The sequence below is a fragment of the Stutzerimonas stutzeri genome (assembly GCF_018138085.1).
In the GTDB taxonomy this organism is placed as follows: domain Bacteria; phylum Pseudomonadota; class Gammaproteobacteria; order Pseudomonadales; family Pseudomonadaceae; genus Stutzerimonas; species Stutzerimonas stutzeri_AI.
Genome location: NZ_CP073105.1, coordinates 216,118 through 233,226, shown reverse-complemented (window position 1 = coordinate 233,226; position 17,109 = coordinate 216,118). Strand labels below are relative to the sequence as shown.

13 protein-coding genes and 1 tRNA gene are annotated in these 17,109 nt (G+C 64.6%); 11 read left to right on the top strand and 3 right to left on the bottom strand.

Annotated elements, in window-relative coordinates:
- Positions 1 to 80 precede the first annotated feature (80 nt).
- The 4 genes from KCX70_RS01125 (at position 81) to cfaB (ending at position 3,889) form a co-directional block, all read left to right on the top strand.
- Positions 81 to 1,361, top strand: a complete 1,281-nt coding sequence (locus KCX70_RS01125) for a hypothetical protein (protein WP_212620266.1) — start codon at positions 81 to 83, stop codon at positions 1,359 to 1,361.
- On the top strand, positions 1,361 to 2,386 hold the full coding sequence (locus tag KCX70_RS01120) for a phage integrase (RefSeq protein WP_102846494.1): 1,026 nt from the start codon (positions 1,361 to 1,363) through the stop codon (positions 2,384 to 2,386). The genes KCX70_RS01125 and KCX70_RS01120 overlap by 1 nt, the downstream gene beginning before the upstream one ends.
- Before the next feature lie 23 nt (positions 2,387 to 2,409).
- A tRNA-Sec gene (locus tag KCX70_RS01115) sits at positions 2,410 to 2,505 on the top strand.
- 202 nt (positions 2,506 to 2,707) lie between these two features.
- Entirely contained in the window at positions 2,708 to 3,889 is a 1,182-nt protein-coding gene (gene cfaB / locus KCX70_RS01110) for a C17 cyclopropane fatty acid synthase CfaB (protein WP_021209007.1), read from the top strand.
- Positions 3,890 to 4,291: 402 nt separating this feature from the next.
- Here cfaB and KCX70_RS01105 read toward each other — a convergent pair whose 3' ends face one another.
- The 3 genes from KCX70_RS01105 to KCX70_RS01095 all read right to left on the bottom strand — a co-directional run bounded on the left by KCX70_RS01105 (position 4,292) and on the right by KCX70_RS01095 (position 8,172).
- A complete protein-coding gene (locus KCX70_RS01105; RefSeq protein WP_212619026.1) occupies positions 4,292 to 5,143 on the bottom strand; it encodes a universal stress protein in 852 nt (283 codons plus the stop codon).
- Between the two features lie 13 nt (positions 5,144 to 5,156).
- Positions 5,157 to 6,644, bottom strand: coding sequence for a SulP family inorganic anion transporter (locus tag KCX70_RS01100; protein WP_212619025.1), 1,488 nt, complete (start codon positions 6,642 to 6,644; stop codon positions 5,157 to 5,159).
- A 307-nt stretch (positions 6,645 to 6,951) separates the two neighbouring features.
- Positions 6,952 to 8,172: an HD-GYP domain-containing protein gene (locus KCX70_RS01095; RefSeq protein ID WP_212619024.1), complete on the bottom strand. Its 1,221-nt coding sequence runs from the start codon at positions 8,170 to 8,172 to the stop codon at positions 6,952 to 6,954.
- A gap of 207 nt (positions 8,173 to 8,379) precedes the next feature.
- Between KCX70_RS01095 and KCX70_RS01090 the strand changes: the two genes are divergently transcribed.
- The 7 genes from KCX70_RS01090 to KCX70_RS01060 all read left to right on the top strand — a co-directional run bounded on the left by KCX70_RS01090 (position 8,380) and on the right by KCX70_RS01060 (position 17,070).
- Complete coding sequence (locus tag KCX70_RS01090) at positions 8,380 to 10,143, top strand: sensor histidine kinase (protein ID WP_212619023.1); 1,764 nt, start codon at positions 8,380 to 8,382, stop codon at positions 10,141 to 10,143.
- A gap of 27 nt (positions 10,144 to 10,170) precedes the next feature.
- Positions 10,171 to 11,529, top strand: a complete 1,359-nt coding sequence (locus tag KCX70_RS01085) for a sigma-54-dependent transcriptional regulator (protein ID WP_021209012.1) — start codon at positions 10,171 to 10,173, stop codon at positions 11,527 to 11,529.
- 292 nt (positions 11,530 to 11,821) lie between these two features.
- Positions 11,822 to 12,847 carry a LacI family DNA-binding transcriptional regulator gene (locus tag KCX70_RS01080; protein WP_272876415.1) on the top strand — a complete coding sequence of 342 codons (1,026 nt, stop codon included), beginning with the start codon at positions 11,822 to 11,824 and terminating at the stop codon, positions 12,845 to 12,847.
- Positions 12,848 to 12,931: 84 nt separating this feature from the next.
- A complete protein-coding gene (locus KCX70_RS01075; protein ID WP_102846322.1) occupies positions 12,932 to 13,714 on the top strand; it encodes a sugar phosphate isomerase/epimerase family protein in 783 nt (260 codons plus the stop codon).
- A complete protein-coding gene (locus tag KCX70_RS01070) occupies positions 13,707 to 14,687 on the top strand; it encodes a sugar kinase (RefSeq protein ID WP_212619022.1) in 981 nt (326 codons plus the stop codon). Before KCX70_RS01075 ends, KCX70_RS01070 begins: the two co-directional genes overlap by 8 nt.
- Before the next feature lie 93 nt (positions 14,688 to 14,780).
- Positions 14,781 to 16,079 (top strand): MFS transporter, encoded by a 1,299-nt coding sequence (locus tag KCX70_RS01065; protein WP_212619021.1) that lies wholly within the window; start codon positions 14,781 to 14,783, stop codon positions 16,077 to 16,079.
- A gap of 13 nt (positions 16,080 to 16,092) precedes the next feature.
- A complete protein-coding gene (locus KCX70_RS01060; RefSeq protein ID WP_212619020.1) occupies positions 16,093 to 17,070 on the top strand; it encodes a 2-hydroxyacid dehydrogenase in 978 nt (325 codons plus the stop codon).
- Positions 17,071 to 17,109 lie beyond the last annotated feature (39 nt).

Below are 17,109 nucleotides of genomic sequence, written 5' to 3'. Positions count from 1 at the left end.
GCGCTCGCTGACGTCCCTGTAGCACGTCAGATAAAACCAGTTGAAACCGTCCGTTAGTGGACATTGTTGGAGATTCGAAAATGAGCGTTAAAGACCAAGCGAGACTGGATCATGTAACGGGCAGTCCGACCAAACGCGGACGGTTGTTCGTTGATCCGGGTACAGCGGCGATGACCGATCTGTCGAAAATTCGGTTGCTGCGTTGCGGCGTCGATACGGTCCGTCAGTTGTATCGAGGACTGATCCGCCCTGAGGTTATGGCGCTGTTCGAGAAGCCGGGCGCGATGGTCGAGTTTGCCGGTGAGATCTGGCACTCCGGTCGCGTTGGTCGGGATTCGGGCTACCAATACAAGCTCCAGAACGCTGACCTTGGCTTCATCCTGCTCATCAAAAACTTCAACGCCAAGCTGGAGCAAATCGGACCACACCTGAAAATCGAGGTATCGCCGCACGCCATCGACGCGCTGTCGCCTGAGCGCCTGCAAGAGCGCATGGATTATTACGCGGCCGCAGTGATGACCAATCGAGAGCGTAACCAGTGTGCCGTTCACCTCGCCCTGGATCTGCAAGGCTGGACGCCTCCGGCTGACCTGACCGCCCGCATGCACTGTCGCGCACGTGCCAACCGCGATATCTCGGGCATCAAGGAGATTCAGTGGACGATGGAAGCCGCCACCTATGGCAAGGGCCAATCCTTCCTGTTTGGCTCCGCCGGTGGCGTACAGCTCGGGATCTATAACAAGACGCTGCAAGCCCGCGCTCATGACAAGCTCGACTACTGGGAAAGCGTTTGGCGTCGGCGTGATTCGTTCGATGCGAAAGACCCGGACAACTACGACCCGACTCAGGATGTATGGCGCGTCGAGCTGCGTTATCACCATTCGGTCATCCAGCAGTTCGCCAGCGGCTCGACAAGCGTGAAGACCGGCCAAGCCATCGATACGGACTCCTTTGCCGCCTTCTCAGCCCATCTGGAAGGCCTGTGGCGCTACGGCATGAGCCAATTCAAGCTGCTCGCCCGCCCCGGCTATTTCGAACCCATCTGGACGCTGCTGCGTGAAGACGCGCGGGTTGATCTGCCGGTCGATTCCCTGGTCGATGAGACGCAGTACAAGCGCTACTACAAGACCTCTCGAGGCTTCTCGGGCAAGAACGTGGAACTGTTCCTGGGAAACTTCGTAAGCCTACTGGCAAGGGAGCGGGTGGGCGCAAAAAAGGCGTTTGAGCGGCTGCGCGAGTGGGAATGCTGGCCAGTTATTCGGGATCACTACGCGTCTAAAGATATGACGGAGCGGGATCTATACATCCACATCAAGAACCTATTGCAGGAACGCCATGTGCGATGGGGGCGTGCTGTCTGATGGCAATCCTCGCACTGCCTGACGGACGCTGGCGGGTCGATGTAGAGCCGATCAAGGGCAAGCGCTTCCGCAAAACCTTCAAGACCAAGGGCGAAGCCCAGCGGTTCGAAGCGACTTGCCGATCAAAGCTAATCGAAAGCCCAACATGGTCACCCAAACCGACGGACCGTCGTCGCCTATCTGAATTGGTGGATTGCTGGGGTCGTCTGCACGGTGGGTCGCTCTCAGACTATGCGGGACGCCGAGTCATCATGGATCGGATGGTTGAACGGTTGAAGAACCCTATCGCTATCACGCTGACAGCTACTGACTTCGCGGAATATCGGGCCAGACGTATTGCATCAGGGATCAGTCCGAAGACTCTGAATAACGAACTGTCCTACCTGCGGGCCATGTTCAACGAGCTACGCCGTCTCGGTGAAGTCGACTACCAGAACCCGCTTGCTCTACTCCGTGCGATTCGAGTGCAAGAGCGAGAACTGTCCTACCTCGATACCGTTCAGATCGATCAGCTCTTTGCCGTACTGCGGAACATGAGGCACCCACACGTCGAGCTGATCGCGATGATTTGCCTCGTTACGGGCTGCCGATGGGGTGAGGCTCAGGGACTCACGTTGAGTAGGGTCGCCGATGGATCGCTCCAGTTCGTGAACACCAAGTCGAAGCGGCGACGTGTGGTGCCCATCGATCCGAGGCTGGCGGACCGAATCCGGACTCATCTTCGCGAACATGGCGCGTTCAGCAATTGCCGTGATCGATTTGATGAAGCTGTTGCGCGTGCTGGGCTCAATCTGCCAGCAGGACAGAAGTCTCATGTCCTACGCCACACCTTCGCGTCACACTTCATCGCTAACGGTGGCAACATCCTGACCTTGCAAAAGATCCTGGGGCATTCGTCATTGGCTATGACTATGCGGTACGCTCACCTTTCGCCTGATCATCTGCAAGACGTGCTGGCTTTCGGTCCTGCTAAGGAATTTCGACACTTCTTCGACACTCACGTGTCAGAACAACCGGCAAGCTAGAAAAACTCGTTATAAATCAATGAGGAAGGCAATCGCACCCGGTGGTGCGGCCGGGCTTCAAACCCGGTTGGGGGCGGCAGCCGTTCCCGGGTGGGTTCGACTCCCACTGCCTTCCGCCATTTCCCCGCCCTAGACCCAAACACTTCCCTCGCCTGCACCTCCAAACCCGCGAATTCGGCAAAGCCCTGGATACGCGACAACCCTTCCCTGCGCTCGTCCAGGCGGCTCAATCGAGCCCATAAAGAAAAGCCATCCGTCGATCGAGCGCAAGCGGAAAAAAGCTGGTCTAGGATTCCATACGTGACGATCAGGAGACCGAGTATGTTGGCCACAATACTTCCGACCTTGAAGGAGCTGGAGCTTCCGTTGCGTCTCAAGCTGTGGGACGGCAAGGAGATCGATATCGGCCCCGCCCCTTCCGTGACGCTGGAGATCAAGGACCCCGGCCTGGTACCGCAGCTCGCGCATCCCAGCCTCGATCTGCTCGGCGGTGCCTATGTGGAAGGTCAGATCGACCTGCACGGTCCGCTGGAGGAGATCATTCGCATCGGCGATGAGATCACCAGCGCGCTCGGCGAAGAGCATTCGGCGCTGCCGACCCGCGAGGCGCATGACAAGGCCACCGACGCCGAGGCCATTTCCTATCATTACGACCTGTCCAACGAGTTCTATCAGCTCTGGCTCGACCGCGACATGGTCTATTCCTGTGCCTATTTCGAGACCGGCACGGAAGACCTCGATCAGGCGCAGCAGGCCAAGCTGCGCCATCTGTGCCGCAAGTTACGGCTCAAACCCGGCGATCGCCTGCTCGATGTCGGCTGTGGCTGGGGCGGGCTGGCGCGCTTCGCCGCGCGCGAGTTCGGCGCCCAGGTGTTCGGCATCACGCTCAGCCGCGAGCAGTTGAAGCTCGGTCGCGAGCGCGTCGCCGCCGAAGGGCTGGAGGATCAGGTTCAGCTGGAGCTGATGGATTACCGCGATCTACCCACGGATGGCCAGTTCGACAAGGTGGTCAGTGTCGGCATGTTCGAGCACGTGGGCCACGCCAATATGCCGCTGTACTGCAAGCAGCTGTCGGAGGTGGTGCGCCCGGGCGGGCTGGTGATGAACCATGGCATCACCTCGCGCCACCTCGACGGACGGCCGGTGGCTCACGGCGCGGGTGAGTTCATCGACCACTACGTATTTCCCCACGGCGAGCTGCCGCACCTGACCGAGATCGGCGCCTGCATCAGCGCCTCGGGCCTGGAGATCGTCGACGTGGAAAGCCTGCGCCTGCATTACGCGCGCACGCTGCAGTTCTGGAGCGAACGGCTGGAGAAGAATCTGGCCGAAGCCCAGCGGATGGTGCCGGAGCGGGCGCTGCGCATCTGGCGGGTGTATCTCGCGGGTTGTGCCTACGGCTTCCGCCGCAACTGGATCAACCTGCATCAGATCCTGGCGAGCAAGCCGTTGCCGGATGGCTCCCACGAGCTGCCCTGGTCGCGCGCGGATATCTATCGCTAGACCGCAGGCGGGCCGCGGTACCGAGACATAGCCGCGTCGCGCCCACAAGGGGAGCGGCGGCTCTGATGGCCAGTGTTCTGATCGCGGGGTTTTGCTGGGAAGCTCGCGGTCGAGACCGCTCCCACAAAAGCGGTGCGGTGCGACGTAGGGAAACTTGAGGGCCGAAGCCCAGCGCTTTCCTTTTCTGTAGGAGCCCCGCCCTCGGGGCGAAGCCTTTGCTTTGCTGGCAACCGGACGGCCGCATTCGCCGCAGGTCGCGGCTCCCACTGGTTGGAGCCGTGCAGAGCGTGACCTTGAGCGCAGCGGCTTAAACTCGCGTTTTGACCGGGCAGGAGGCTAGGGGCTTTGGGCTCTTCGGGCTTTAAGCCTGAAGCCTGAAGCTTGAGGCCTGCCGCCCGCGGCTCAGCGCAACAGCAAGAGTGGCGTGGTGGTCGAGCGGATCATCCGCGTGGTGGTGCTGCCGACGAGGAACTGGCGAATCCGCGAGTGCCCATAGGCGCCCATGACCAGCAGGCCGATCCGATGCTCGGCCTGGTAGGCGTGCAGCGCCGGCTCGACTTCTCCGCTGCGCAGGGCGATATGCACGTCGAACCCCGCCGACACCAGCGCATCGCGGGCGGAATCGAGCAGCGCACGGTGCTCGCCATTGTCATCGCCGACCATCACCAGGTGGATCGGGATGCCCTTGAACAACGGGCTGGAGGCCAGCATCTCGACGCCCTTGCGTGAGGTGTCGCTGCCATCGAAGGCCAGCATCACGCTGGTAGGCACACTGAAGCTGGCCGGAGTGACCAGGATCGGCCGGTGCAGGGTTCGAATCACGCTCTCCAGCTGGCTGCCGATGAGCTGCAGGTCATTACCGCTTTCCTCGCCCTGTTTGCCGATCACCAGCAGGCGGATGTCCGCTTCCAGGTCGCGCAAGGTTTCCACCAGATCGCCGTGGCGCTGCCGCACGTCCGGCTGTGCTATTCCGGCAGTGATCACCCGCTGCCTGGCGGAGTCGAGCATCATCCGGCCTTCTTCGAGCGCCAGCTTGCTGCGCTTCTCGTCCAGCGCGGCGAGTTCTTCGAGCAGGTATTCACGGCTTCCGAGGCCGATAATGCCGCTGAGGTTGCCGGCCGCCGGGTATTGCTGCTGGTCGAGCACGTGCAACAGCGTCAGCGGCGCGTCCAGCTGCAGGCTGGCCCATGCCGCGCAATCGCAGACGGCCGCAGCCTGTGCTGAACCGTCGATGCAAGCCATTATCTGGTTCATATCGTTCTCCCTGTCAGTGGCCCATGAGGCTGTCGATGGCATCGGGTTTGTCGTGCACGCCGAAGCGGTCGACGATGGTGGCACTGGCTTCGTTCAAGCCCAGCACCTGAACCTCGGTGCCCTCGCGGCGGAACTTGAGCACCACCTTGTCCAGCGCGGAGACGGCGGTGATGTCCCAGAAGTGCGCCTGGCTGAGGTCGATGGTGACCCGAGCGAGGGCTTCCTTGAAATCGAAGGCGGCGGTGAACTTGTCCGAGGAGCTGAAGAACACCTGCCCGACCACCCGATAGGTTCGACCACTGCCATCACCGTCCAGCTCCGAGCGGATGTCGAGATAGTGGCCGACCTTGTTGGCGAAGAACATCGCCGCCAGCAGCACACCGGCCAGCACGCCGTAGGCCAGGTTGTGGGTGAAGACGACCACCACCACCGTGACCACCATGACGATGTTGGTCGACAGCGGATAGTGCTTGAGGTTGCGCAGCGAATCCCAGCTGAAGGTGCCGATGGACACCATGATCATCACCGCCACCAGCGCGGCCATGGGGATCTGCCCGACCCAGTCGCTGAGAAACACCACCATCAGCAACAGCACCACGCCGGCGATCAGCGTCGACAGTCGGGTACGGCCGCCGGAGCGGACGTTGATCACCGACTGGCCGATCATCGCGCAGCCGGCCATGCCGCCGAACAGGCCGGAGACGATGTTGGCAACGCCCTGCCCCTTGCACTCGCGGTTCTTGTCGCTGCCGGTGTCGGTCAGGTCGTCGACGATGGTGGCGGTCATCAGCGACTCCAGCAGCCCGACCACCGCCAGCGCGGCGGAATAGGGAAAGATGATCCGCAGCGTTTCGAAGGTCAGCGGCACTTCCGGCCAGAGGAACACGGGCAGCGTATCGGGCAGATCGCCCATGTCGCCGACGGTGCGGATGTCCAACCCCAGGTATATGGCCACAGCGGTCAGCGACAGGATGCACACCAGCGGCGAGGGAATGACCTTGCCGATCTTCGGCACGTAGGGGAACAGGTAGATGATGCCGAGGCCCGCGGCAGTCATCGCGTAGACATGCCAGGTGACGTTGGTCAGCTCCGGCAGCTGCGCCATGAAGATCAGGATCGCCAAGGCGTTGACGAAGCCGGTAACCACCGAGCGCGAGACGAAGCGCATCAGCGAGCCGAGCCGCAGGTAGCCCGCACCGATCTGCAGCACCCCGCACAACAGAGTCGCCGCCAGCAGGTATTGCAGCCCGTGATCGCGCACCAGCGTCACCATCAGCAGCGCCATGGCGCCGGTGGCTGCCGAGATCATGCCCGGGCGGCCACCGACGAAGGCGATCACCACGGCGATGCAGAAGGACGCGTAGAGGCCGACCCGGGGATCGACCCCGGCAATGATCGAGAAGGCGATCGCCTCGGGAATCAGCGCCAGGGCGACGACGAGACCGGAGAGCACGTCGCCACGAATGTTGCCGAACCAGTTTTGCTTGATCGAGTGAAGCATCGGAATATCCAGAGCAAAGGCATGAGCGGCGGGCATGACGCGGCACGCAGGCTGATGCAAGGCTAGTGTCTTTTGGCTGAGGTGCCAGCTGGCACACAGCATCGGGACCGCGCACGCTGGGCGGTCGGGGACAGGCGAAGAGGGGCGTTGCGCTATGGCGGACTGGGCTGCCAGGTCATGGTTGCAGGCACGCTCGGTTGGGCTTCGATGCATCGAAGCGGCAAAAACGGGCCGGGGATGATAACGCACGGGCCCCGGGATGGCGACCCGACGCGGCTACCGGTCGGGCAATTCGCGCCGGCGGCCGCTACTTCCAGAAGTCGTCCAGATTGCTGAAGCCCCAATGCGCCGGGTCTTCACGGCCGATGATGCGGTCGGTCACGCCGCGTCGCGAGAGATCCAGGTCCAGCTGCTGGATCGGCGTCTTGGCCTTCGCCGAAAAGAACACCCGCACCAGCGGTTCCGTGAGTTTTTCCGGGTGCTGGTCGATCACCACACCGAGCCGGCCGGATTCCAGGCGCACCAAGGACCCCAGCGGATAGATGCCCACCGAGCGGATGAAGGCATGGAACACCTGGGTATCGAAGTGGCCGCTCCACTGCGCCATGCGTGCCAGCGATTCGGCCGGATTCCACGCCTGCTTGTAAGGCCGGTTGGAGGTGATGGCGTCGTAGACATCGCAGACGGCGGCCATCCGCGCGAAGAGGCTGATGTCTTCGCCCTGCAGGCGATGCGGGTAACCGCTGCCGTCGTACTTCTCGTGATGGTGCAAGCAGACATCCAGCGCCGAGGCCGGGATCGATCCTGCCGAGAAAAGCATCGCATGGCCGCGTTCCGGATGGCTGCGCATCACCGCGAATTCGGCATCGGTGAGGTGGCCTGGCTTGTTCAGGACCGCCTCGGGCATCGCCATCTTGCCCACGTCGTGGAGCAGGCCGGCCAGACCCGCGGCGCGCGCGGTGTCTTCGTCGAGCCCGAGCTGGCGGGACAGCGAGATCATCAGTGCGCACACGGCCACCGAGTGCATGTAGGTGTATTCGTCCTTGTGCTTGAGCCGGGCCAGCCCGATCAGCGCCGAGCTGTTGCGCGCCAGCGAGTCGCTGATCTCGGCGACCAGTGGCAGGCAGCCGTTGACGTCGATCGCCTTGCCCAAGCGCGCCTCGCCGAACAGCTCGGTGACCGCCTTCTTCGAACGGCTGATGATGCGGGCGGCGCGTTGCAGCTCGTCGCGCGCGCTGCAACGCGCAAAAGCGGCCGTCTTTGGGGCGTTGGAATCCGGGGCCACCTGTGGCTCATCGGGCAGCGCAGCCGGGAGCGGGGCCGGTGCAACGGCTGGATCGCCTACGTCGCCGCCCTTGTCGGTGTCGATCCAGACACCGCTCAGGCCGCTCTGACGCAGGCGCAGCAGGTCGTCCGGCTCGGCGATGATGAATTTGTTGCGCCAGAACGGATGCGAAAGCCAGCTGCCTTCGAATCCATGAATGAACATTCCAGAGCGCACGTCACCGATTGGGATTTTCTTCAGCATGGGCACCTCGAGACGACCTGACACAAGGACCAGACGGGCTGCCCTGCCTCTCAACGCTTCCCAGCCAACCGCTAACCACTCTGAAAATCCGCAGAGGCATCACAATGCCATCATCGCAAATAGCTGTACAGTAGCCGAAGGTTGTACAGGTTACGCCTGATCAAGCAAGCCCTGCATTAACATGACGCATCACCACGTGAGTCGAACATGCCTGTACCGACCAGCCGCTACCGCGTCGCCCTCATCATCTCGCTGATCCTTGCCGGGCTGCTGCTCTGCATGTACTCGGCCGGCCACATCGCCGAGCGCCGCGCCTGGGCCGAACGCAGCCAGGAGGCGCGTGGCCAGCTCGCGCTGTATGCCCAGGCGATCCATACCCAGGTCGAGCGCTTTCGCTCGGTGCCGGCGCTGTTGGCGCTGGACAGCGATATCCAGGAGCTGCTGAACAAACCCGACGACCAGAAGCTGCGCGAGCTGTTGAACCAGCGCCTGGAGCAACAGAACGAAGCGGCTGGCTCCTCGGTGCTCTATCTGCTCGACCGCCACGGCGAAACCCTCGCGGCCAGTAACTGGCGCGACTGGACCAGCTTCGTCGGCAACAACTATGCCTTCCGCCCGTATTTCCTCGATGCGCTGAAAAACGACTCCGGGCGCTACTTCGCCGTCGGCGTAACCACCGGCATTCCCGGCTATTTCCTCTCAAGCTCGGTGAAGAACAGCGCTGGCGAGGTAATCGGTGTGCTGGTGGTCAAGCTCGAACTGGAGGAGATGCAACGCGAGTGGGTCGGGCAGTCCGGCATCCTGTTGATTGCCGATTCGCTGGATATCGTCATTCTCACCAACCGCCCCGCGTGGCGCTTCCGCTATCTGCGGCCGCTCAGCGACGAGGTGCGCGACCAACTGGTCGCCGCGCGCCGCTACGCCGAGCAGAACCTGCAACCCTTGCCGAACCAGAGCCTGCAGCGCATCGCCGAAGACAGCGAGCGGCGCCAGGTGGACGGCCCGGACGGTCGCCGCAATTACCTCTGGCAGCGCCTGCAGCTGCCGGAAGAGAACTGGACCTTGCATCTGCTGCAGGAGCCGCAACTGATCGCCGCCAATGTGCGCAGCTATCGCCTGGCCGCGGCCGGTGTCTGGATGACCTTGGCGTTTCTGCTGCTCTACCTGGCCCAGCGGCGCAAGACCCGGCGCGTCGAACAGCACAGCCGCAGCGAGCTGGAGCGCCTGGTGGAGGCGCGCACCCGCGAGCTGCGCACCGCCCAGGACGAGCTGGTACACGCCGCGCGGATGGCGGCGCTGGGGCAGATGTCCGCCGCCCTCGCCCACGAGATCAACCAGCCGCTGACCGCCCTGCGCATGCAACTGGCCAGCCAGCGCCTGCTGCTGGACAACGGCCGCACCGAGGCGGTGCGCGAAGGCATCGGCCAGGTCGAGGGGCTGCTCGAACGCATGGCCGCGCTGACCAGTCACCTGAAGACATTCGCGCGCAAGAGCCCTGCCGGCCTGCATCAACGCCTGCGCCTGACCGAGGTGCTGGAACAGGCGCTGCAACTGCTCGGCCCGCGGATCCGCAACGATGGCATCGAGGTGCTGCGCCAGGTTCCGGCCGAGGCCTGGGTCAGCGGCGACGGCATCCGTCTGGAGCAGGTGTTGATCAATCTGCTGACCAACGCGCTCGATGCCATGCAGGGTTGCGCGGTCCGTCAGCTGCGCATTGAGGCTCGCCGTGATCGCCAGGGCTGGACGCTGAGCGTCGCCGACAGCGGCGGCGGCATTGCCAGCGAGCATCTGGATCAGGTCTTCGAACCCTTCTTCACCACCAAGCCGGTCGGCCAGGGGTTGGGCCTGGGGCTGGCGGTGTCCTACGGCATCGTGCGCGACCTGGGCGGCAATCTGGAGGTGCACAACGATGCCCTCGGCGCGGTGTTCGTGCTGCATCTGCCGGCAGCCGAAGAGGCCGTCGCCGAGTAGACTGGCGACTCACAGGAGGAGCGGGACATGAGCGGTCAGGTCATCTTCATCGACGACGAAGCGGCGATCCGTCAGGCCGTGCAGCAATGGCTGGAGCTGTCGGGCTTCAGCGTGCGCACCTGCGCCAGCGCCCAGCAGGCGTTGGCGACGATCGACCGGGACTTTCCCGGTGTGCTGATCAGCGACGTGCGCATGCCCGACCTGGACGGCCTCGGCCTGCTCGAACGGCTGGTGGCGCTGGATCCGGAGCTGCCGGTGATCATGGTCACCGGCCATGGCGATGTGCCGATGGCCGTGCAGGCGCTGCGCCAGGGCGCCTACGATTTCATCGAGAAGCCCTTCACCCCCGAGCGCCTGCTCGACAGCGTGCGCCGCGCCCAGGACAAGCGCCGGCTGGTCTGCGAGAACCGCCAGCTGCGCGAGCAATTCACCCGCAAGGGCCGCATCGAGTCGATGCTGCTGGGCGTATCGCGGGGCATGGAACACCTCAGGCGGCAGGTGCTGGAGCTGGCCGGCACCAACGTCAATGTACTGATCCGCGGCGACACCGGCAGCGGCAAGGAGCAGGTAGCGCGCTGCCTGCACGACTTCAGCCCGCGAGCGCGCAATCCGTTCGTGGCGCTCAATTGCGCGGCCATTCCGGAGACCATCTTCGAGAGCGAGCTGTTCGGCCACGAGAGCGGCGCCTTCACCGGCGCCCAGGGCAAGCGCATCGGCCGCATCGAGCATGCCGACGGCGGCACCCTGTTCCTCGACGAGATCGAAAGCATGCCGCTGGCCCAGCAGGTCAAGCTGCTGCGGGTGCTACAGGAAAAAACCCTGGAGCGGCTCGGTTCCAACCGCAGCATCGAGGTCGACCTGCGGGTGATCAGCGCGGCCAAGCCGGATCTCCTCGATGAAGTGCGCGCCGGACGCTTTCGCGAGGACTTGCTGTACCGCCTGAACGTCGCCGAGCTGCACATCCCGCCGTTGCGCGATCGTCGTGAAGACATCCCGCTGCTGTTCGACCACTTCGCCAGCCAGGCGGCCCAGCGCCATGGCCGCGACCCGGTGCCGGCCAGCCCGACGGAGCTGGCGCAGCTGCTCAGCCACGATTGGCCGGGCAACGTCCGCGAACTGATCAACGCCGCCGAACGCCATGCGCTGGGCCTGACACCGCCGCCTTCCGCGAACACGGGCATCCCCGCCGCGGGCGCCGCCACGTCGCTCGCCGAGCAGATGGAAGCCTTCGAAGCGCAATGCCTGCACAGCGCCCTGCAACAGCACAGGGGCAACATCGCCGAGGTGATGAACCAGCTGCAACTGCCGCGCCGCACCCTCAACGAAAAGATGCAGCGCCACGGCCTGAGCCGCAGCGACTATCTGCCGGCGGGCAACGGCGACTAGCTGATTCGAAGCTTTGCTCGCCGCGGGCGCAGCACATCGCCAACTTCCGGCATGACTCCGCATTTGACTCGTCCAGCGTTGAGCCGCTATCGCAGCCACTGCCGTCTGGTACCCGTGCTTGTCGGCAACTGGCGACTAGCTCTCGTGCCGCTCGGAGCGTCCTCCCGCCGTATCGCCTGCGACCGTTGGTCGCCCCTCTCGCATGAGGCCCTTGACCATCGAGCGGTTTCTGGAGTCTCCTGAAACCGGTTTCAGAGCCAGACAATAAATCCAACAAGCAGGTTTAACGCTCGTGAATTCTTTCTCCGCCGCCCAGCGCAGCCGCGTGACCATGCTCGATGTCGCCGAACGCGCCGGGGTCTCCAAGGCCAGCGTCTCGCGCTTCATCGGCGAAGATCGCGCCCTGCTCTCCGATGCCATCGCCCGGCGCATCGAGCAGGCGATCGCCGAGCTGGGCTACCGCCCGAACCAGATGGCCCGCGGCCTCAAGCGCGGCCGCACACGCCTGATCGGCATGCTGGTGGCCGACATCCGCAACCCCTATTCGATCGCCGTGATGCATGGCGTGGAAACCGCCTGCCGGCGCCATGGCTACAGCTTGGTGGTATGCAACACCGATCGCGACGACGAGCAGGAACGCCAGCATCTGGCGCTGCTGCGCGCCTACAACATCGAAGGCCTGATCGTGAACACCCTCGGCCATCACCGCGACGAGCTGCTGGAGCTGCGCCGCGAAATGCCGCTGGTACTGGTGGACCGCAAGGTCGATCGGCTCGACAGCGATCTGGTCGGCCTGGACAACCCGGCCGCCGTCGACATGGCCCTCGATCACCTCGAGCAGCGCGGTTACCGCGACCTGCTGCTGGTCACCGAGCCGTTCGACGGCACCAGCTCGCGCATCGAGCGGGTCGAGCGTTTCAACGCCGGCATCGAGCAGCGTCCGGCGCTACGCGGCGCTGTGGTGGAGACCTGCGACCGCCTGGCGGCGCGCATCGAAGCCTTTCTGGCCGGGCCGGACCATGGCCCCAAGGCCTTGTTCTGCGCCAACGGCGTCGCCGCGCTGGCGGCCACTCAGGTGCTGCGCGAACTGGGCTGCCAGCTGTTCGACGATGTCGGCCTGCTCGCGTTGGATGACCTCGACTGGTACCCCCTGGTGGGCAGCGGCATCAGCGCCCTGGCGCAACCGACGACAGAGATCGGCGCCGGCGCGTTCGACTGCCTGCTCAAGCGTCTGCGCGGCGACAACGGGCCGGCGCGCACCCTCGATTTCCCGGCGCGACTGATCGAGCGCGGATCGACACGCGGTCCGCAACGCTGACAGCAGGGGGCCTCGCACGATGAGGCTCTGACCGAGGCAAAATTTTTTAAGCGAAACTGAAACCGGTTTCAGAGGAGCACAACAATGCATGAACCACCCGTCTCCATCAGCCTCTCCAGCTACGGTGCCGACCTGGTGCGCGCACGCGGTCAGGGCAGCTTCATCGATCTGCTGGCTGCCGCCGGCGCCTCGCGGATCGAGTGGCGCGAAGAACTGCTGACCAGCGAACACGCCGCCGAACTGGCCGCAGGCGCGAACACCAAGGGGCTGCGCAGCATCTATTCGTCGCCACTGGAGCTGTGGCTCGCCGCCCAGCCCACGCCCAACCCCGCGCTGCTGACCGCCCTGCGGCGCGCCGAGGCCTTTGGGTCGAGCTGGCTGAAGGTTTCCCTCGGCCATTTCAGCGAGGGCCACGACCTGTCGGCCCTGGCCGCTGCGCTCGCCACGAGCACGGTGCAGCTACTGGTGGAGAACGACCAGACCGAACAGGGCGGGCGGATCGAGCCCTTGCAGCGCTTTTTCTCGGCCGTCGAGAAACACGGCCTGCCCATCGGCATGACCTTCGACATCGGCAACTGGCAATGGCAGGACCAGTCGGCAGCGGTCGCCGCGCGCCAGCTCGGCCGGCATGTCGCCTATGTGCACTGCAAGGCGGTGACCCGTCGCGCCGACGGCAAACTCGTCGCCACGCCACCGAGCATGGCCGACCTGCCGCTGTGGGAGCTGCTACTCGAGCAGATGCCGGCCGGCGTGATGCGCGCCGCCGAGTACCCGCTGCAAGGCGATGACCTCCTGCAACTGACCGCCGAGCATGTCGCACTCCTGTCCCGTCTCGGCCAGCCGCACCGGGAGGTGGCCCATGTCTGACTACGATGTGCTGTCCTTCGGTGAAACCATGGCGATGCTGGTGGCCGAGCAGAGCGGTGACCTGGCGGATGTCGAGCGCTTTCACAAACGCATCGCCGGGGCCGACAGCAACGTCGCCATCGGCTTGTCGCGGCTGGGCTTCAAGGTCGCCTGGCTGAGTCGGGTGGGTGCCGACTCCCTGGGCCGCTTCGTGTTGCAGACGCTGGAGAACGAGGGCCTGGATTGCCGCCACGTGGCGGTCGATCCGGCGCACCCCACCGGCTTTCAGTTCAAATCCCGCAGCGACGACGGCAGCGACCCGCAGGTCGAGTATTTCCGCCGTGGCTCGGCGGCCAGCCATCTGTCGATCGATTCCATCGCGCCGGCGCTGCTCGAGGCTCGCCACCTGCACGCCACCGGCATCGTCCCGGCGCTGTCGATCACGGCCCGCGAGATGGCCTTCGAGCTGATGACGCGGATGCGCGAGGCCGGCCGCAGCCTGTCCTTCGACCCCAACCTGCGGCCCAGCCTGTGGGGCAGCGAGTCGACCATGATCCGCGAGATCAACCGCCTCGCCGCCCTCGCCCACTGGATCCTGCCGGGACTCTGCGAAGGCCGCGTGCTGACCGGCTTCGAGGATCCGGCCGACATCGCCGCCTTCTATCTGGATCAGGGCGCCGAGGCTGTGGTGATCAAGCTCGGCGCAGACGGCGCCTACTACCGCACGCCCGACGCGCAAGGCTTCGTCGCCGCCGTGCCGGACGTTCAGGTGGTGGACACCGTGGGCGCCGGCGATGGCTTCGCCGTCGGCCTGATCAGCGCGCTGCTGGAAAAGCGCAGCCTCGACGAGGCGGTGCAGCGCGCCAACTGGATCGGCAGCCGCGCGGTACAGAGCCGCGGCGACATGGAGGGATTGCCGACCCGCCTGGAATTATCGGCGGAACTTGAAGACCTCGACTGGGAGCGGAGCAATGCCTCCCTGGCGACGGGTTAGGCAGGAGCCACGCCCGATAAGGCAGAAACACACCCCAAACGCTTTCTAACCACACCTGCTGCAGACAAAAACAACAAGCTCAGGAGTCATGACATGCAAACGCTCAACCTCGCCACCCGCCGCTGGTGGTACATCATGCCCATCGTCTTCATCACCTACAGCCTGGCCTACCTGGATCGGGCCAACTACGGCTTCGCCGCCGCCTCGGGCATGGCCGAAGACCTGATGATCACCCCCGGAATGTCGTCGCTGCTCGGCGCGCTGTTCTTCCTCGGCTACTTCTTCTTCCAGGTGCCGGGCGCGATCTACGCGCAGAAGCGCAGCGTGAAGAAACTGATCTTCGTCAGCCTGATCCTCTGGGGCTCGCTGGCGACGCTGACCGGCATGGTCTCCAGCGCCTACTGGCTGATCGTGATCCGCTTTATGCTCGGCGTGGTCGAGGCCGCGGTGATGCCGGCCATGCTGGTCTACCTGTGCCACTGGTTCACCCGCGCCGAACGCTCGCGCGCCAACACCTTCCTGATTCTCGGCAATCCGGTGACCATGCTGTGGATGTCGGTGGTATCGGGTTACCTGGTGCAGCAATTCGACTGGCGCTGGATGTTCATCATCGAAGGCCTGCCGGCGGTGCTCTGGGCCTTCATCTGGTGGCGCCTGGCCGATGACCGCCCGGCCCAGGCCAAGTGGCTCAACGACCAGGAGAAGCAGGACCTGGAAAGCGCCCTGGCGGCCGAACAGGTCGGCATCAAGGCGGTGAAGAACTACGCCGAGGCCTTCCGCTCGCCCAAGGTGATCATCCTGGCGTTGCAATTCTTCTGCTGGAGCATCGGTGTCTACGGCTTCGTGCTGTGGCTGCCGTCCATCCTCAAGGCCGGTCAGCAGATGGACATGGTCGAGGCCGGCTGGCTGTCGGCGCTGCCTTACCTGGCGGCGGTGATCGCCATGCTGCTGGTGTCCTGGGCCTCGGACAAGATCCAGAAGCGCAAGCGCTTCGTCTGGCCGCCGCTGCTGATCGCCTCCATCGCGTTCTATGCCTCCTATCTGCTCGGCGCCGAGCACTTCTGGTGGTCCTACAGCCTGCTGGTGATCGCCGGGGCCTGCATGTACGCACCCTACGGGCCATTTTTCGCCATCGTCCCCGAGATCCTTCCGGCGAACGTGGCCGGTGGCGCCATGGCTCTGATCAACAGCATGGGCGCGCTGGGCTCGTTCGGCGGCTCCTACCTGGTGGGCTACCTCAACGGCTCCACCGGCTCGCCCGGCATGTCCTTCCTGCTGATGAGCGGTGCGTTGCTGCTGTCGGTGATACTGACCCTGACCCTCAAGCCCGGCGCCAGCGACCGGACCGCGCCGGCACCCGCGACGCCCCTTTCGGCCACCGCTCGCCCCTGATTCGAGGTTTCCCATGAAAAAGCACGTCGTGTTGTACAAGGCGCTGTCCGCGCCGCTGATGGCGCGCCTGCAGGCGCAGGCCGAAGTCACCCTCATCGAGCGCCTCGATACCCAGGGCCTGGCGCAGTTGCGCGACGCCCTGCCCAGCGCCCACGGCCTGTTGGGTGCGAGCCTCAGGCTGGATGCGTCATTGCTGGATCTGGCGCCGCAGCTGCAAGCCGTCGCCAGCGTCTCGGTAGGTGTCGATAACTACGACATCGACTACCTGACCGAACGCCGCATCCTGCTCAGCAACACCCCGGACGTCCTGACCGAAACCACCGCCGACACCGGTTTCGCGCTGATCCTGGCGACCGCGCGACGGGTTGTGGAGCTGGCGAACATGGTCCGCGCCGGCCAGTGGCAGCAAAACATCGGCCCCCGTCACTTCGGCAGCGACGTGCACGGCAAGACGCTGGGCATCATCGGCATGGGCCGCATCGGCGAAGCCCTCGCCCAGCGCGGGCACTTCGGCTTTGGCATGCCGGTGATCTACCACAGCCACTCGCCGAAACCGGCGGCCGAGCAGCGTTTTGGCGCCGGTTACCGCAGCCTCGAGGCGTTGTTGCGGGAGGCGGACTTCATCTGCCTGACCCTGCCGCTGACCGCCGAAACCCATGGCCTCATCGGCGCGTCAGCCTTCGCGCAGATGCGCCCCGAGAGCATCTTCATCAACATTTCCCGCGGCAAGGTGGTCGACGAGGCGGCACTGATCGAGGCCCTGCGCAGCGGCCAGATCCGCGGCGCCGGGCTGGATGTCTTCGAGCAGGAGCCGTTGAGCGCGGATTCGCCACTGTTGCAGCTGGATAACGTGGTGGCGACCCCGCACATGGGTTCGGCCACCCACGAGACGCGGGAAGCGATGGCGCGCTGCGCGGTGGACAACCTGCTGGCGGCGCTGGCGGGCGATCGGCCGGCGAACCTGGTGAACCCGGGGGCCTGGCGCGGCTGATCGCCTCCACAACGGTGGGCTGAAGCGGTACGCCGCCCG

What these genes read in the sequence shown, in the direction of transcription:
- KCX70_RS01065 (WP_212619021.1), top strand. Translation starts at nt 14,781, where the DNA reads ATGCAAACGCTCAACCTCGCCACCCGCCGCTGGTGGTACATCATGCCC.
- cfaB (WP_021209007.1), top strand. Translation starts at nt 2,708, where the DNA reads ATGTTGGCCACAATACTTCCGACCTTGAAGGAGCTGGAGCTTCCGTTG.
- KCX70_RS01105 (WP_212619026.1), bottom strand. Translation starts at nt 5,143, where the DNA reads ATGAACCAGATAATGGCTTGCATCGACGGTTCAGCACAGGCTGCGGCC.
- KCX70_RS01095 (WP_212619024.1), bottom strand. Translation starts at nt 8,172, where the DNA reads ATGCTGAAGAAAATCCCAATCGGTGACGTGCGCTCTGGAATGTTCATT.
- KCX70_RS01075 (WP_102846322.1), top strand. Translation starts at nt 12,932, where the DNA reads ATGCATGAACCACCCGTCTCCATCAGCCTCTCCAGCTACGGTGCCGAC.
- KCX70_RS01060 (WP_212619020.1), top strand. Translation starts at nt 16,093, where the DNA reads ATGAAAAAGCACGTCGTGTTGTACAAGGCGCTGTCCGCGCCGCTGATG.
- KCX70_RS01070 (WP_212619022.1), top strand. Translation starts at nt 13,707, where the DNA reads ATGTCTGACTACGATGTGCTGTCCTTCGGTGAAACCATGGCGATGCTG.
- KCX70_RS01100 (WP_212619025.1), bottom strand. Translation starts at nt 6,644, where the DNA reads ATGCTTCACTCGATCAAGCAAAACTGGTTCGGCAACATTCGTGGCGAC.
- KCX70_RS01090 (WP_212619023.1), top strand. Translation starts at nt 8,380, where the DNA reads ATGCCTGTACCGACCAGCCGCTACCGCGTCGCCCTCATCATCTCGCTG.
- KCX70_RS01120 (WP_102846494.1), top strand. Translation starts at nt 1,361, where the DNA reads ATGGCAATCCTCGCACTGCCTGACGGACGCTGGCGGGTCGATGTAGAG.
- KCX70_RS01085 (WP_021209012.1), top strand. Translation starts at nt 10,171, where the DNA reads ATGAGCGGTCAGGTCATCTTCATCGACGACGAAGCGGCGATCCGTCAG.
- KCX70_RS01125 (WP_212620266.1), top strand. Translation starts at nt 81, where the DNA reads ATGAGCGTTAAAGACCAAGCGAGACTGGATCATGTAACGGGCAGTCCG.